At 43.6% G+C, this 16116-nt stretch carries 10 protein-coding genes; 9 read left to right on the top strand and 1 reads right to left on the bottom strand.

The genetic code is table 11. The annotated features are described in order from the left end of the window. The first annotated feature begins 48 nt into the window (after positions 1–48). The 3 genes from ACM0OZ_RS19570 (at position 49) to ACM0OZ_RS19560 (ending at position 6386) form a co-directional block, all read left to right on the top strand. Positions 49–1317, top strand: a complete 1269-nt coding sequence (locus tag ACM0OZ_RS19570) for a murein transglycosylase A (RefSeq protein ID WP_414584493.1) — start codon at positions 49–51, stop codon at positions 1315–1317. Positions 1318–1650: 333 nt separating this feature from the next. Next, complete coding sequence (gene lpxD, locus ACM0OZ_RS19565) at positions 1651–2703, top strand: UDP-3-O-(3-hydroxymyristoyl)glucosamine N-acyltransferase (protein WP_414584492.1); 1053 nt, start codon at positions 1651–1653, stop codon at positions 2701–2703. Between the two features lie 761 nt (positions 2704–3464). Next, a complete protein-coding gene (locus ACM0OZ_RS19560; RefSeq protein ID WP_414584491.1) occupies positions 3465–6386 on the top strand; it encodes an NB-ARC domain-containing protein in 2922 nt (973 codons plus the stop codon). Positions 6387–6685: 299 nt separating this feature from the next. Here the strand turns inward: ACM0OZ_RS19560 and ACM0OZ_RS19555 are convergent, their stop codons facing one another. Next, positions 6686–7591 carry a CoB--CoM heterodisulfide reductase iron-sulfur subunit B family protein gene (locus ACM0OZ_RS19555; protein ID WP_414584490.1) on the bottom strand — a complete coding sequence of 302 codons (906 nt, stop codon included), beginning with the start codon at positions 7589–7591 and terminating at the stop codon, positions 6686–6688. Positions 7592–7929: 338 nt separating this feature from the next. Between ACM0OZ_RS19555 and acpP the strand changes: the two genes are divergently transcribed. From acpP to ACM0OZ_RS19525, 6 genes are all read left to right on the top strand, one after another. After that, entirely contained in the window at positions 7930–8181 is a 252-nt protein-coding gene (gene acpP, locus ACM0OZ_RS19550) for an acyl carrier protein (protein ID WP_414584489.1), read from the top strand. Positions 8182–8407: 226 nt separating this feature from the next. Next, positions 8408–9658, top strand: a complete 1251-nt coding sequence (gene fabF / locus ACM0OZ_RS19545; protein ID WP_414584488.1) for a beta-ketoacyl-ACP synthase II — start codon at positions 8408–8410, stop codon at positions 9656–9658. Positions 9659–10145: 487 nt separating this feature from the next. Next, positions 10146–12158: a transketolase gene (gene tkt / locus ACM0OZ_RS19540; protein WP_414584487.1), complete on the top strand. Its 2013-nt coding sequence runs from the start codon at positions 10146–10148 to the stop codon at positions 12156–12158. Between the two features lie 184 nt (positions 12159–12342). Further along, on the top strand, positions 12343–13344 hold the full coding sequence (locus ACM0OZ_RS19535; protein WP_414584486.1) for an ATP-binding protein: 1002 nt from the start codon (positions 12343–12345) through the stop codon (positions 13342–13344). A 28-nt stretch (positions 13345–13372) separates the two neighbouring features. After that, positions 13373–15988, top strand: a complete 2616-nt coding sequence (locus ACM0OZ_RS19530) for a S8 family peptidase (protein ID WP_414584485.1) — start codon at positions 13373–13375, stop codon at positions 15986–15988. After that, positions 15975–16115, top strand: a complete 141-nt coding sequence (locus ACM0OZ_RS19525) for a hypothetical protein (RefSeq protein WP_414584484.1) — start codon at positions 15975–15977, stop codon at positions 16113–16115. The genes ACM0OZ_RS19530 and ACM0OZ_RS19525 overlap by 14 nt, the downstream gene beginning before the upstream one ends. Position 16116: the final 1 nt, after the last annotated feature.

The raw sequence follows: 16116 nt of genomic DNA, 5'->3' as shown, positions 1-16116 counted from the left end.
CGGGTAGAACCCATTTTTAGCTCTAGTGTGGAAAGATTTACCTAAATCATGAGAAAAACGCTTGCTTTTGTGTCATTAAGTTTAGGAATTGCCCTTGTTAACCCGGTTTGGTCAGTTTTTGCTCAGCAGGTTCCTGACTTATCACCAATACCAATACCAGTCCCAGGTCAACCTGAGAATTTGCCACCACCACAACCCAGCCAACCCCAGGAGGTTCTGCCATCGTTAGTACCAGTAGATGTAGGAACAACTTGTAACAGTTCATACAGTTGCCTCGGTTGGGATGAACAAATTTGGGGTGGAAACGGCATTGGCGACCGCAACGCACTTTTGACGGCAATAGACAACAGTTTGCGTTACCTAACAACTGATAGAGCTATAGCAGTGTATCAGAATTATCCTATTAGAGAGATTACCCTTGAGCGCGTCCGTCGTAGTTTGCAACGTTTCCGCCAATTGGTTGTTAGCTCACAGTCACCAGCACAACTGCAAGCTGCTGTGAGTCGGGAGTTTGTTTTTTACAAATCAGTCGGGAACGATGGCAATGGGACTGTGAAGTTTACTGCTTACTACGAGCCTGTTTATTCCGCCAGTCGTGTTCGCACCTCAGTATATAAATATCCTGTTTATCGACTCCCGCCTAACTTCGACAAATGGGCTAAACCACACCCAAAACGGATTGAGTTAGAAGGAAAAGATGGTTTGCCAGACAATAAAAGCCCGTTACGAGGTTTGGAGTTATTTTGGTTTCGTAATCGTTTAGACGCATACATGGTTCAAATTCAAGGTTCTGCCCAACTCAAGTTAACTAATGGCACAACAACATCCGTTGGCTATGCAGGTGGAACAGATTACCCCTGGACAAGCATCGGGGGACAACTGGCAAAAGATGGCAAACTACCTTTAAAGGGTTTGACGATGCCAGTTTTGCTAAACTATTTCCAGCAAAATCCCAAAGAAATGAGTAATTATCTACCGCGCTGGGAACGCTTTGTCTTCTTCAAAGAAACTGGTGGTACACCTGCTACAGGAAGTATTCGTGTGCCAGTCACAGCAGAACGTTCGATTGCGACTGATAAATCTGTTATGCCTCCAGGAGCATTGGCGCTGATTAACACCAGTTTGCCGTATCCTGCTCCGGGTGGAAAGCTAGCGTATCGTACTGTCAACCGCTACGTGCTTGACCAAGATACAGGAAGTGCTATTAAAGGACCAGGACGAGTTGATTATTTTATGGGAAGTGGCAAATTAGCTGGCGATCGCGCTGGTGTGACTGGCGGCAATGGCAACTTATATTATTTGTTATTGAAGCAGTAATTATAACTTTTCAATCTTGGTATTTACAGGTCATTTGTTTAACCAATACCTGCCTTTCAAAGGGGTGTAGGGGAAGAAGAAGGGGTTTAAGGGCGAAGCCCTTACCCCCCTATTCTTCCCCCTTACACCCTTACACCCTTACCCCCCTAGTTTTTGTAAATACACATTTGTAGGGTGTTTGGAACCGCAGATGCACGCAGATAATTTATCTGTATGCATCTGTCCGTACTTTCTCTTAAGCATGAAATATTATTCATCTATGTGCAAAGAACATAACTTTAGTAAAAAGCGACAATTATTTTGCCTGTATCTAGGAGTTGTGAAAAAATAACTATGAAATTCAGTGAAATTTTAGAAAAACTTGGTGACGCCGCCGCCTCCAGTAGCTTCTCCTTCAATAAAGATAATGACCCAGAAATTACAGGGTTAGCAGCAGTAGATGAAGCGACAAGCGGCACTCTCAGCTACATTGAAGGAGCAAGATTTGCTTCTATGGTTAGCAAAACCAGTGCCAGTGCTTTAATTTTGCCTTTAGATGAAACATTGCAGACACAAGCACAAGAACGGGGCATTGTTTGGATAGCAACAAAAGAACCAAGACTCCTATTTGCCAAAATTATCGTGCTGTTTTACCAACCTTGGCGTCCCACTCCAGAAATTCATCCTACTGCCGTTATTCACCCGACAGCAAAAATAGGTAACCAGGTGTACCTAGGTCCTCATGTTGTGATTCAGCAGGGAGCAGAAATTGGCAATGATGTGTGCGTTCATGCCAATGTCGTAATTTATCCAGATGCCAAAATAGGCGATCGCACCACCTTGCACGCTAATTGTACTATCCACGAACGGACTCGCATTGGTGCAGATTGTGTGATTCACAGTGGTGCTGTTATTGGTGCTGAAGGCTTTGGCTTTGTTCCTAGTTCAACTGGTTGGGTGAAGATGGAACAATCTGGCTACACGGTTTTAGAAGATGGTGTAGAAGTCGGCTGCAACAGCGCTATCGACCGCCCAGCGGTAGGAGAAACACGAGTAGGTCGCAATACCAAAATTGACAATATGGTTCAAATAGGTCACGGTTGCCAAATAGGTGCTGGTTGTGCATTGGCAGGTCATGTTGGTATGGCGGGAGGCGTGACACTTGGCAATGGTGTTATTTTGGCTGGACAGGTGGGAATTGCCAATCAGGTAAAGATTGGTGATCGGGCGATCGCATCTGCAAAAACTGGAATTCATAATGATGTAGCACCAGGAGAAATTGTCTCTGGAAGTCCAGCCATATCTCACAAACAATACTTGAAGGTGTCAGCTATTCTCACCCGCCTACCAGAAATGTATCAAGTCCTCAAACAGTTACAACGTAAATTTAACAATGGTAACGACTAATAGCGTTTCTCTATGAAGATGCGCCGCCTTAGCCTGCTTTTGCAGGCTTTGTTTGCTGAGTCGGCGATTTAACCTATAGGTGAATAAAGCCCATCCGTTCGTACACTTTGGCTACAATTTTTGTGTACTTGTACCTTTTGCTCCCTTTGGTCTTACGTGCTAGTTTTTATTGTCTGCGCTTGAGAATTTTTTCTCGCTTTGCAAAATGCTTTGGATTATCAAACTTAGACACTTTACTGCTATCGCTGATAATTGCAAAGTGCTTCAATTCTATAGTAACTATAGTATAGCAACTATAGCAGTCCTATTTGAGTTGTGAGATTTTTTGACAAACCACGTAGATGTAAAAGACACAAAGAAAAGATTTCACAAATTATTTAGGATTGCTATAATTCTTTGCCTAGCAATATTTATTGTTACTGACATACTTAATATCGAATCTGGCTTTTAAGACTCTTCATTTTATTTATAGCCCTTGCCTTGCAGGCTTTGTACGTATAGTCTCAAGTTTTGTCATAGAAAAGCTAATTTTTAACTCAATATTAGCAAGCATCTAGCTGTCCATTTTGCTGTTAAATTCGCACTTCGCTTTGTTTGTTAACCAAGTCATAAAAGCAAAACAATTTTGTAGAATCACTTTTTAAGTATATATACTTAAAAATTTCTTTAAATGAAAAAATGTATGTAAAATGCATATTTAATGATAGCTATGTTGCGGTTAATAGAGAAAAAGTAATCTAAATCTGGCTGAAGAAAAATATATGAGCAAAAACAGTATAATAACAAACATTCCGGAGGAAATGAGTGACCAACTGGAAGTTGGAAATTGGATCATAAAGATTGGTTCACCTCAAGGCGCGACAGCGAGTATAGCAACCAAGGAAGAAAAATTGACTTGGCGATCGCGTTCCACTCCATTGATAGTTGAGGAACCCTCAGATACCATACTGAATCGACAAGAATCAGTCAAAGAAGCGATCGCTGCCTTTCAATCGGGACAATCGGTAGAATTTTACGGCACAGCCGGTGTTGGAAAAACAGTTTTATTGCGTAACTTGGCGCAGAACAATCAAGTCAAATCACTTTTCCCTAGTGGTGTTATTAGCCTATCTCCTGTGCATCCAAATGTAGACGATTTACTTCAGTATATATGGGATGCATTTTATGAAAGCAACATTCCCTATAAACCAACTCATAACCAAATCCGTCAACAACTCCAAGAAAAACAAGCTCTTGTGGTGCTGGATGATCATGGACTCATCCAAGATGAATTGGAAGAGCTGATGAATGCGGCTAATCAGTGTACCTTTTTGATCGCTTCGTCAAAAGGGCGAATGAAAAAAAGGGGGCGCTCAATGTTGCTTTCTGGACTATCGATAAATGATACTCTGGCTTTAGTGGAAAGAGAACTGCAACGTTCTCTCAATATAGAAGAACTCGCTGGGGCAAAATCCCTGTGTACTATTTTCAACGGGCATCCGATGAAAGTGCAGATAGCAGTGGCAAACATACTGGAAGAAGGACGCTCGCTTACGGAAGTTGTGAGTCTATTATCAACAGATACTCCTGGTAACTATCTGCTGCAACAAATAGTCACATCGCTATCAACATCACAAAAAATGATTCTGAATTTATTAACAGTCATGGGTGGTGTTGGGCTTGAAAGTGAACAGATAATTGATATCACAGAAATTCCTGATGCTTTTAATATACTTGAGGGATTACGTAGGCGTAATTTCGTGCAGTTTGATGGTTCTCGATATCAGGTCAGTAAGACTGTAGTTGAACTTTTACCGCCAGAATGGAAGTTGACAGCACCTGTGGAAAAAGCAATCGCCTACTTTATAAATTGGGCGGAACGACACCAACAGCAACCCAACATTTTGTTATCCCAAACCGATGCGATCGTACAAATTATAGAGATAGCAGTTAGAGAGAGTCGTTGGAAAGATGTCTTGCACTTGGTAAAAGCAGTGGAAGAGACATTGGCTTTAAGTAAGCAATGGGGTTTATGGGAGCAAGTCCTGTCTCGGGGATTACAAGCATCTCAAGCCGAAACAGATAAAGTTGCCCAAGCTTGGGCATTGCATCAATTAGGGACTCGTGCCCTTTGTTTAGAAGAAAACAGCACAGCTAAAGATTACCTTACCAAAGCAATACAATTACGGGAATCGCTTGATGACGCGATGGGAGTTGCAGCAACTCGCCACAATCTTAATTTATTAGAAAATTCTCCATCTTGGTCATCAACTCAAAATAGCCAGCGCCCAAATGTAAACGATTCCCCAAAAAACTTTACACAATCTCCGCTACCGACAACCAACGATACTAACCATCTCCTGACTCGAATGAATATAGTATCGTCAGAGAACACTTCCCCCTCCGGTAAAAGTGTGTATAAAAAAGCCTTGCTGTTTCCAACAGGAGTCATCACGACTGGAATTGTAGCCTCAGGCGGATTACTCGCTTGGTTTAACTGGCATCGTTTCACACCCTTACCCTCACCAACATCCACCACCGCGCCGAAAACGACTAAACGGTCACCTATTCCCAAACCGAAACCCACAGCGCCCGCCAGACCATCAGTGATTATCGAACCTCCATCCACAGTCACTGTTCCGCTGTCACCTCTTCCTGAAGTTATACCCAAAGTCAATCCACCGATAGAACCAAACATCGAAGACCAACAACCAATCATTCCCAAACGTGAGAAGTCAAAAAGAAAACCTACACCTGCACCCGCGACACCGACGAGAACAGTTGCACCCACAGTTATACAACCCACTCCAGAGACAACTGTACTACCAACACCAACAGCGGAAGAAGTTACACCCACCCCAACTTTCACGCCGTCTCTGGCACCAAATTCTGAACAAAATCAACCGACCGTAGAACCTACACCTACTCCAATTACACCACTTCCAACTCCAGTACCGACACCAACAAGCGAAACCACACCTAATTCAGCGTTCACAATCACACCAACTGCCCAACCAAGCAACTTAACAATTGAGAACAATACACTACCGACACCAACAGACGAAACGACACCAACTACCCAATCAAGCAACTTAACAATTGAGAACAATACACTACCGACACAAACAGACGAAACCACACCAACTACCCAATCAAGCAACTTAACAACTGAGAACAATACACTACCGACACCAACAGACGAAACGACACCAACTACCCAATCAAGCAACGTAACAATTGAGAACAATACACTACCGACATTCACAAGCGATACCACACCAGTTGCTCAACCAAGCAACGTAACAATTGAGAACAATACACTACCGACATTCACAAGCAATACCACACCAGTTGTTCAACCAAGCAACGTAACAATTGAGAACAATATACTACCGACACTAACAAGCGATACCACACCTACTTCAGCGTTCACGTTCACACCAATGGCGGAATCGCCCAACTCAACAATTGATCACAACACAGTACTGATATCAATAAACGAAACCATACCTATTTCAGCGTTCACGCTCACACCAATTGCCCAACCAAGTAACTTAACAATTGAGAACAATACACTAGCGACACCTACTTCAGCGTTGACAATCACACCAGTAACCCAACTCAGCAACGAAACAATTGATCACAATACAGAAACCCAGAACGCACAAGACAGAATGACCTTTACGGACAAATTATGGAAGTGAAATTGTAGGGTACGTTAATGGAGGTAACGCACCGTCTTATAAAGACTACTCGCTTCCCGCCAGAAGAATACCTATTTTTTAACCGCACGAGCCAAGAGAGGACACAGAGACAGAGGAGTAAATTATTATAGGTAATCTTAGACCGGGAAGGGAGTAGTACAGGACGACAGAACTAGACAGTTAGAAATAGGTTAAAACCTTGGTGATGTAAGTTTTTTCTCTCCTGACTTGTGACTTGTGACTTGTGACTCCTGGCACTGGTGTGATAGCGAATGCTAACGCACCCTACAAGCTTTTGCTCAAAATCCCAATTTTTCCAAAACTGGTTTGGTGGAAACGATGTGTCGTTCTAGACCGAGTTCTTTCGGACTCACCCCAACTGCTAAAGCAATCAATTGGGGTAAATGCAGCACTGGTAAACCTAGTTTCTGTCCAATGACCTTTTCCACCTCTGGCTGACGCGAATCTAAGTTAAGGTGGCACAAAGGACAAGGCGTAACCATACAATCAGCACCAGCTTCTAGCGCTTCTTGAATATGTATCCCCGCCATTTTAAAAGATTGGGTCGTGGCGTAGCTGGAAAGGGGCCATCCACAACATTGCGTACGACCTCTGTAATAAATAGGTTCTGCGCCTAACGTGCGAAACACATTTTCCATCGCTTCGGGTCGGAAAGGGTCATCATAAGGCATCGACTTTTGAGCACGTAGGAGATAGCAGCCATAAAAAGCTGCACATTTTAATCCCGCTAACTTGCGGGTAACACGTTTTTGAATTTCCTCTAAACCATAGTCTGTAACTAGGGCATAAAGCAGATGTTTGACTTCGGTCGTTCCGCGATAAGGTAAACAACCTTCTTTTTGTAGCAAGCCATTCACCTGTTCAACGTATGCTGGATTTGTTTTTTGGCATTCTTTTAAGCTTTCATCAACATGACCAATCACACCCTGACAAGTGCTGCAATGGGTCAGCAGTGGTAGATTTAACTCTTCTGCTAAAGTAATATTGCGGGCATTAACCGTATCTTCCAACAGTTGGGAATCTTCCTTATAAGTGCCGGAACCACAGCAAGCAGCTTTTTTAAGTTCAACCAGTTCAATGCCCAAAGCTTGACTGAGGGCAACAGTTGATTGATGAAGCTCGCGGCAAGCTCCTTGGGCAACACAACCTGGGAAGTATGCGTATTTTAATGTATGGGTTAGCATAGTATTCTGGTTAGTCAATAACTGTTTTATCATCACTATTTAATGTTGGTAGCAAAGCTATCGCTCCTGAAAATGCACATCCTCATAAAAATTTAATAAAAGTTGTAAAACATCATTAGTTTACACAGTGTAAGCGATCGCCTACCACGTTCTACTCTCGAACTGCTCTTGGAGCGGTTGTTCTATCGAAATTTAGAAATGGAACGGAATACAGATTTTCAATAAAGAAAATCCAAGACCAGTGTACGGATGATCGCGCTTTCCGTTAAGATCAATATGCTCAAAAACATATCCCCCATAAACAGCGGATTATAGCAACTTGTTGAGGACTTTTATCTATGAGCCAATCGGAAATTTTTGACACGGTCAAGAAAATTGTTGCCGATCAACTTAGCGTTGATGCCGAAACGGTGACACCACAATCGAATTTTGCTAATGATTTAGGGGCTGACTCCTTGGATACTGTTGAATTGGTCATGGCTTTGGAAGAAGAGTTTGACATTGAAATTCCCGATGAAGCTGCCGAAAAAATTACAACAGTTCAAGAGGCAGTTGACTATATTAACAACAAAGTTGCCGCATCCGCCTAAAAAAATGCTGAGTGCTGAGTAGCGAAAAGCCAGCGCTGTGCGGAGGTGTCTTTGATTGTAGACGTAACAGCGGCTGACCGTAAGGGTAGCGACTGGCGTTGCCTCATTTGTAAAGAAAAATGACTCGGAACACATTGCTTGGAACTCGGGACTTTACTCAGGACTCAGCATTCATGACTCAGCACTATTTTGTTCTGCCTGCATCAAGAGCCACTTAACTATTGTCATGACTGATTTTATACGTAAACGCGTTGTTGTCACTGGTGTTGGCGCGATTACACCGATTGGTAATACACCAGCCCAATATTGGGAAGGATTGATAAGCGGGCGCAATGGCATTGGTGAAATCACCTTGTTCGATGCGTCTCGTCATGATTGTCGCATTGCTGGTGAGGTAAAAAACTTCGATCCGCATGAGTATATGGATCGTAAAGAAGCCAAACGCATGGATCGCTTTGCTCAATTTGGCGTTTCTGCGGCAAAACAAGCTCTCGGCGACGCGCAGTTAGTCATCAATGACCTAAACGCAGAACAAATTGGCATCATTATTGGTTCTGGCGTTGGTGGTTTGAAGGTGATGGAAGAACAGCAAACAATCTACCTAAACCGTGGTCCCGACCGCTGCAGTCCGTTCATGATACCGATGATGATAGCCAATATGGCAGCAGGGTTGACAGCAATTCACACTGGTGCTAGAGGACCAAATTCCTGCTCAGTCACTGCTTGTGCCGCTGGCTCAAACGCCATAGGGGATGCTTTTCGCCTGGTTCAAGGGGGATATGCCCAAGCAATGATTTGTGGCGGGTGTGAAGCGGCAATTACACCCTTGTCTTTGGCTGGATTTGCATCAGCTAGGACACTTTCGCTTCGTAATGATGATCCGGCTCATGCCAGCCGCCCATTTGACAAAGACCGCGACGGATTTGTTATGGGAGAAGGTGCGGGCATCTTAATTTTAGAAGAGCTACAGCACGCCCTCAGTCGCAAAGCCAGAATTTATGCAGAAATTGTTGGCTATGGCATGACTTGCGACGCTTACCATATGACCTCTCCAGTACCCGGAGGCGAAGGCGCAGCAAGAGCCATCCAACTGGCACTCAAAGACGCAGGACTAATGCCAGAACAGGTGAGCTATGTCAATGCTCATGGCACCAGTACGCCAGTAAATGATCCGACGGAAACGGCCGCAATTAAAAGAGCTTTGGGCGATCGCGCCTCAATAATACCAATTAGCTCCACTAAATCAATGACAGGTCATCTATTAGGCGGGTCTGGTGGAATTGAAGCGGTAGCAACAGTACTAGCGATCGCCAATGACCAGATTCCACCGACAATTAATCTGGAAAACCCCGATCCCGATTGTGACCTGGATTACGTGCCTAACACCAGCCGGAAAGCAAAAGTTGAGGTTGCCCTATCCAATTCTTTTGGTTTTGGCGGTCATAATGTGACACTAGCCTTTAAGAAGTACGTCTAAAGTTGGAAATTTAAAATGCGTGTATCTGACTTCAGACGTAGTTAACAACGGTGTGAAGAACGGGTGTAGGGCTGTTCGCTTGATAATTAAGTTCATTCAATACCGATAACAGGGGGATTCCCTCATAAAATTAATCCAAAATCCATTAACAAAAATCCCAAAATATGCCGCTTGTCCGGCAACAAGCACCAATGGGATGATGAGGATACTGCATTGGGGATCTCAAGCAACACGGCAATAAGCGAATGACAACTCTGATTAGCAAAACCCGCCACTCAGCAGTTCGGTAGGAAGGAAGCGAGTTTTCCCTTGAGGAATATCCACAGCGGAAACTCGCAAGGAAAATCCACACCCGGACAGTTTCTACAGGGAAACCCTTTTTGGAACTGTCCTCAAGAACCACTAAGGGCGCAGTGTCGTCGCTTTTTGCCTCCCATGTAGTGAAACCAAAAGAGTGCTAACCCGTCGTAAAGAACAATCTCTTATTATGGCTGTTGCAACCCAAACCCTCGAAGAAGTTTGTATTAACTCGATCCGCTTTCTGGCAATTGATGCCGTAGAAAAGGCAAAGTCTGGTCACCCAGGGCTGCCTATGGGCGCAGCGCCAATGGCTTTTGTGCTATGGGATCGCTTTTTGCGGTATAACCCCAAAAATCCCAAGTGGTTCAACCGCGATCGCTTTGTGCTATCTGCCGGTCACGGCTCAATGTTGCACTATGCCTTGCTTTACCTGACAGGCTTCGACAGCGTGAGCATTGAAGATATTAAGCAATTCCGTCAGTGGGAATCGAGAACCCCCGGACACCCCGAAAACTTCATGACCGCTGGCGTGGAAGTTACCACAGGACCTCTGGGGCAAGGAATTGCCAATGGAGTCGGTTTGGCGATCGCCGAAGCACACCTTGCTGCAAAGTTCAACAAACCCGATGCCAAGATTGTTGACCATTACACCTACGTAATTTTAGGTGATGGCTGCAACATGGAAGGCGTTTCTGGTGAAGCTTGTTCTTACGCGGGACACCTGGGATTAGGCAAACTCATCGCTCTGTACGACGACAACCACATCTCCATCGATGGTTCTACAGACATAGCATTCACCGAAGATGTTTCCAAGCGGTTTGAAGCTTACGGTTGGCACGTACTGCACGTTCAAGATGGCAATACCGATTTAGAAGGAATTGCCAAAGCAATTGAAGAAGCAAAATCCGTCACCGATAAGCCTTCTTTTATTAAGGTAACAACCACGATTGGTTACGGTTCGCCCAATAAAGCAAACACCGCTGGTGTTCACGGTGCTGCTCTTGGTGGCGACGAAGTTAAACTCACCCGCGAAAACTTGGGTTGGGAACACGAGCCTTTTGTCGTTCCAGAAGATGCTCTTAAGCACTGGCGCAAAGCAATTGAGCGCGGCGCAAACTACGAAGCTGAATGGAACAAAACCTTTGACACCTACAAAGGCAAGTATGCCCAAGAAGCGGCTGAGTTTGAACGTTACATTAGCGGTAAACTCGCCGATGGTTGGGATAAGGTACTACCCACCTACACTCCCGAAGACAAAGGAGTAGCCACCCGCAAACACTCAGAAACCTGCCTCAACAAACTGGCACCGGTTTTACCAGAGCTCATTGGTGGTTCGGCTGACTTAACTCACTCCAACCTAACTGAGATTAAGGGCTTCGGCGACTTTCAGAAAGGACAATACCAAAACCGCAACATCCACTTTGGTGTGCGGGAACACGGTATGGGCGCAATCTGTAACGGCATATCGCTGCATCGTTCTGGATTAATTCCCTACGGCGCTACCTTCTTGATCTTTACAGACTATATGCGTGCTGCCATCCGCTTATCCGCCCTGTCCCACGGTGGCGTGATTTGGGTGATGACTCACGACTCGATTGGACAAGGTGAAGATGGTCCAACGCACCAACCCATTGAAACTCTTGCTTCCCTGCGAGCCATTCCTCAGTTAACAGTGATTCGCCCCGCAGACGGGAACGAAACCTCTGGCGCTTACAAAGTGGCGATTGAGAAAGCAAAGCAACACGCTCCCACCTTGTTGGCGTTCACCCGTCAAAATGTCCCGAACTTACCAGGGACATCAATTGAGGGCGTCACCAAGGGTGGATATACGGTGGTTGACAGCGAGGGTACCCCGGAACTGATTCTAATTGGTACTGGTTCCGAATTGAGCCTCTGCGTAACCGCAGCCGAGAAACTCACCAGCGAAGGCAAGAAAGTCCGTGTTGTCTCACTACCCTCGTGGGAACTGTTTGAAGCACAAGATGCGGCTTATAAAGAATCTATTCTGCCTAAAGCCGTTACCAAGCGTTTGTCTGTAGAAGCTGGTTCTAGTTTGGGCTGGCACAAGTACGTCGGTACTGAAGGCGATACTGTTAGCATCGATCGCTTTGGTGCTTCAGCTCCAGGCGGTGTCTGTCTGGAGAAGTTTGGCTTCAGTGTTGATAATGTGTTAGCTAAAGCGAAACAATTGTTGGGTTAATTAGCAACAAACTATTCTCTTTCTTTTCAAGGTGGGCTTTATTGCCCGCCTTTTTTTTGTTTAATCAACCGCGTAGACGGCTAGAGGGTGGCTTCCTGTAAACCAACGCGTTATACTTTATTGTGCGTCAAGTTTTATTAGTACAAAATTACTAAAAAAGCTATTATTTATACAGAGAGGCAGTATGAAAGCAGAGCTTCTCAAGAGATTTTTTAGGGCGATCGCTAGTTCAGATCAAGAGGCTATTGATAAGCTTACATACCTAGTAATTGAGGAAGAGCGTAGCAAGGGACACACGCTCTTAGCTGACCAGTTAGAGAATATCACTAAAAAGAGCCAGAAACAGAAGTCTACCGACATTAGCAAACCAGCTTCCTCAGTCCCAGAAAACTTACAGGCTTTAACTGAATTACCAACGAGTAAGCGATTCAATCTTCCCTTAGTAACTATCATACCAAGGGATAAACTGCGGCATCATATGGTGCTGCCTGAAAATGTTGAGAAACGTTTCCGCCGAATTGAGCGTGAGTATGCCGCAAGAGATAGACTTGCTCATCATGGACTGCGCTACAGGCAAAAAATTCTCCTGTATGGTCCTCCTGGCTGTGGAAAGACGCTGGGAGCAGAGCGTTTAGCTTGGAATACAGGTTTACCACTTCTTAAAGTTCGATTTGATGCAATGGTATCGTCTTTTTTGGGCGAAACCGCAACTAATTTGAGACTTGTATTTGAGGATGCCTCAAAAAATCCATGTGTATTGTTTTTGGATGAATGTGACTCAATTGCTAAGTCAAGAGAAGACTCTCAGGAAGTAGGAGAAATTAAGCGAGTAGTAAATACATTTCTTCAAATTTTAGATGAATTTCAGCCGTCTTCTGGTCTTTTAGTAGCAGCTACGAACCTCAATAAATCTCTTGATACTGCCCTTTGGAGAAGATTTGACGACTTGATCGAAGTACCAAAACCAGGAGAGAAGGAGCTAGAATTTATACTAAAAGATACACTATCTGCAATTGAAGTAGGCTCTATCAACTGGCTCCTGATCATTAAGCAAATGAGTGGTTTTTCTGCTGCTCAAGCTGTGAGGGTCGCACAAGATGCTGCCAAACGAGCGATTCTTGAGCGGGAGGAGTTAGTGATTCAGGAACACTTAGAAGAAGCTATTAAAGAAATCAAAGTGTCCTGAAATTAAATTTTGGTGTCTGGAGAACTAAATGGTTGAACGTTCTGAGCAGTTTCCGCATATTCAGCTTAAGCTAACAACAGAAGGAAGTGCTAAACCTGCTCAAGCAGGAGCAAGACAACAAAATCCTCAAACTGCTGCAAATTTGGCTAATCGTCAGGGACATGGAACTAAACTAAAGAGTTCTTTAGACTCCTTAATCTTTGATTTGCAAAATATTCAAGACAAACGAGAGGAAGAAGGAAAGCCTCCACTTCCTGAAAAAGCTAAACCAATCATTTTACGCATTGATCCTATTGCTTTTGATGCAGAGGAGCTGAGAAAGTATGGCATTGAGGTAATTGCTGAATTAGAAGATGGGTATATCATTGGTGCTTCTGCCAACGATCCAGAATTTAGTGAACTACAAAAAAAGATAGAAAAATTTATTAAGCAAGAAAATGGAGGTAAAAAAGTTTCAGAAATTTGGGATATTATTGATGGCATTAGACGACCGGAGTACATCCTGTCACCAGAACTACTTAATGAGTGGGAGCGAATTAGAGATGAACAAATATATACTGTAGATGTAGGGATTTCCTGTATAGGTACTCAGTCACAATTTCCTAATTATCCCGACCGAAAGCCCAATGAAAGTGATGAAAAATATACGAAAAGATTTAATAAATGGATAAATAAACGTGATTCAACTTATGAAGAATGGGATGATTTAGCATTTGACAGGCAGCAAGATTTGACAGATTTTGTTGAGGCTTATAATGGAAGGCTTACAAGTTCCTTTGTAGAGGGAATAATTCCAAATGGGGCAAAGTTACCGGATAGTTTTTCCTGCCGCATTCAAATTTCAGGTAAAGGATTAAAAGATTTAGTTTTCAATTTTCCTTATATTTTTGATGTTAGTTTACCGGATGAATTCGCTGAATTGATTGAGCGGGAAGCTTCATCTGATACTGATGTTCCTACTTTTCAACTACAGCCACCAGATTCAAATGCTCCTAAGGTATGTGTTATAGATAGTGGAATTCAAGAAAGTCATGTTCTTCTAAAAGCAGCACTTGATTCACAAAATTCAAGGTCTTGGGTTCCAGGAGAAACTTATAAAACCGCTGATTATGTTAGCAATGGTGGACATGGGACTAGAGTAGCTGGTGCAGTGCTGTATCCAAGGACTATACCTCGTAGCGGAAATGAAAAAGCTGTTTGCTGGATTCAAAATGCGAGAGTTCTTGATGCTAATTGCAAACTACCTAAGCAGCTATTTCCGCCTGTTATCTTGGGTGAAATTGTAGAATTTTACCACGGGCAAATAAAAACGAAAATTTTTAACCACTCTATCACTGGGGTTGTTCCCTGCCGAACCCAATATATGAGCGCTTGGGCAGCAGCTATTGATAATCTCACATGGCAAAAGGATATCCTGTTTATTGTTGCAGCTGGGAATTTACCTTTAAACGGCAAAATAGGATTTACAAGATTATCTGTCCAAGAGCATCTTGCTGCCCATCGAACATATCCAGATTATCTTTTAGAAGATTCTTGTAGAATTGCTAACCCTGCACAAAGTTTTCAAGCGTTAACTGTTGGCTCAATTTCTCCAGCTTCTTATCATGCATTGCCTTATTCTTCTATTTCACAGAAGGATAAACCCTCAGCCTTTTCATGCTCTGGGTTAGGAATTTGGTATACGATTAAACCCGAAGTAGTTGAGTATGGTGGCGATTTAGTAAAAGATGAAGGTACACCACCTGACATTACTTTCGCTAAAGATGTTTGTCCCGAATTAGTGCGCTCAACTTTGAGTGGTGGACCAGCTATAGCCTCTGACAAAGTTGGAACATCCTTTGCAGCCCCAAAAGTAAGCCATATTGCTGCTCGTCTTGCTGCTGAATTGCCTAATGAGAGTTGCCTTCTTTACCGTGCGCTAATAGTACAATCAGCCCGATGGACAGAGTGGGCACAGGCAGAAGATAACAGTAAAAAAACACAGATTATTCGCCAAATGGGTTATGGCGTTCCCAATCTTGACCGAGCTTTGGGTAATTCTCCCAACCGTATTACTTTAATTACAAGAGGAGAGCGTCGTATCAGAGCTAGACAGGCTCATGTTTACCAAGTGAAACTGCCAGAAGAATTGCGTTCTCAGGGAGAGGCACTTGAGATTATAGTGGAAGTTACTCTTTCTTACAAAGCGCAACCACGTCGAACCCGGAGGAATCGCAGAAAATATCTCTCAACTTGGCTCGACTGGGATTGTAGTAAGAAAGGAGAAGATCCAGAACGTTTTCTGGCGAGGATTTTAAAAGAGTATGATGCTCCAGAGGATGCCGAGAAGGGAGAGGGAATTTTTAAATGGACCCTTGGCAAACAAAATAATCACGGAATAATTAGAGATGTATCCAGAAGTGCAGGAACCCTTCAGAAAGATTGGACTGTTGTCAGGTCATTTGAACTAACAGAAGCATTCTGCATTGCAATTGTTGGACACGAAGGTTGGAACAATGATCCAGAAGCTACCGTTCCATACTCTCTAGTTGTTAGTTTTGAAGCCATACAAGCCAATATTCCGATTTATGCCTCATTTGTAGAAGCTCAAGTTGAAATAGAGGTTCAGGCAGAGGTAGAAATTCAATCTATTGGCGGTAACTGAGGCGATCGCACTCCACACCCTCACTCAAGTAGAACTTCCTTGGTTGTGCTGGTGGGATAATAAAGGAAATGTAGTGCTGGCTTGTAAGTTAAGAGAATTGCAAGTTAATCCTGTGATGGTCGGATGAA

It is taken from the genome of Scytonema sp. PCC 10023 (genome assembly GCF_963920835.1).
Classification (GTDB): Bacteria; Cyanobacteriota; Cyanobacteriia; order Cyanobacteriales; family Nostocaceae; genus Kalymmatonema.
This window is presented reverse-complemented; position numbering and strand designations above follow the sequence as displayed.

Bases quoted from the DNA above. Each gene is read 5' to 3' on its own strand.
- ACM0OZ_RS19555 (WP_414584490.1), bottom strand. From the start codon at position 7,591: ATGCTAACCCATACATTAAAATACGCATACTTCCCAGGTTGTGTTGCC.
- ACM0OZ_RS19570 (WP_414584493.1), top strand. From the start codon at position 49: ATGAGAAAAACGCTTGCTTTTGTGTCATTAAGTTTAGGAATTGCCCTT.
- tkt (WP_414584487.1), top strand. From the start codon at position 10,146: ATGGCTGTTGCAACCCAAACCCTCGAAGAAGTTTGTATTAACTCGATC.
- ACM0OZ_RS19535 (WP_414584486.1), top strand. From the start codon at position 12,343: ATGAAAGCAGAGCTTCTCAAGAGATTTTTTAGGGCGATCGCTAGTTCA.
- ACM0OZ_RS19560 (WP_414584491.1), top strand. From the start codon at position 3,465: ATGAGCAAAAACAGTATAATAACAAACATTCCGGAGGAAATGAGTGAC.
- lpxD (WP_414584492.1), top strand. From the start codon at position 1,651: ATGAAATTCAGTGAAATTTTAGAAAAACTTGGTGACGCCGCCGCCTCC.
- acpP (WP_414584489.1), top strand. From the start codon at position 7,930: ATGAGCCAATCGGAAATTTTTGACACGGTCAAGAAAATTGTTGCCGAT.
- ACM0OZ_RS19530 (WP_414584485.1), top strand. From the start codon at position 13,373: ATGGTTGAACGTTCTGAGCAGTTTCCGCATATTCAGCTTAAGCTAACA.
- fabF (WP_414584488.1), top strand. From the start codon at position 8,408: ATGACTGATTTTATACGTAAACGCGTTGTTGTCACTGGTGTTGGCGCG.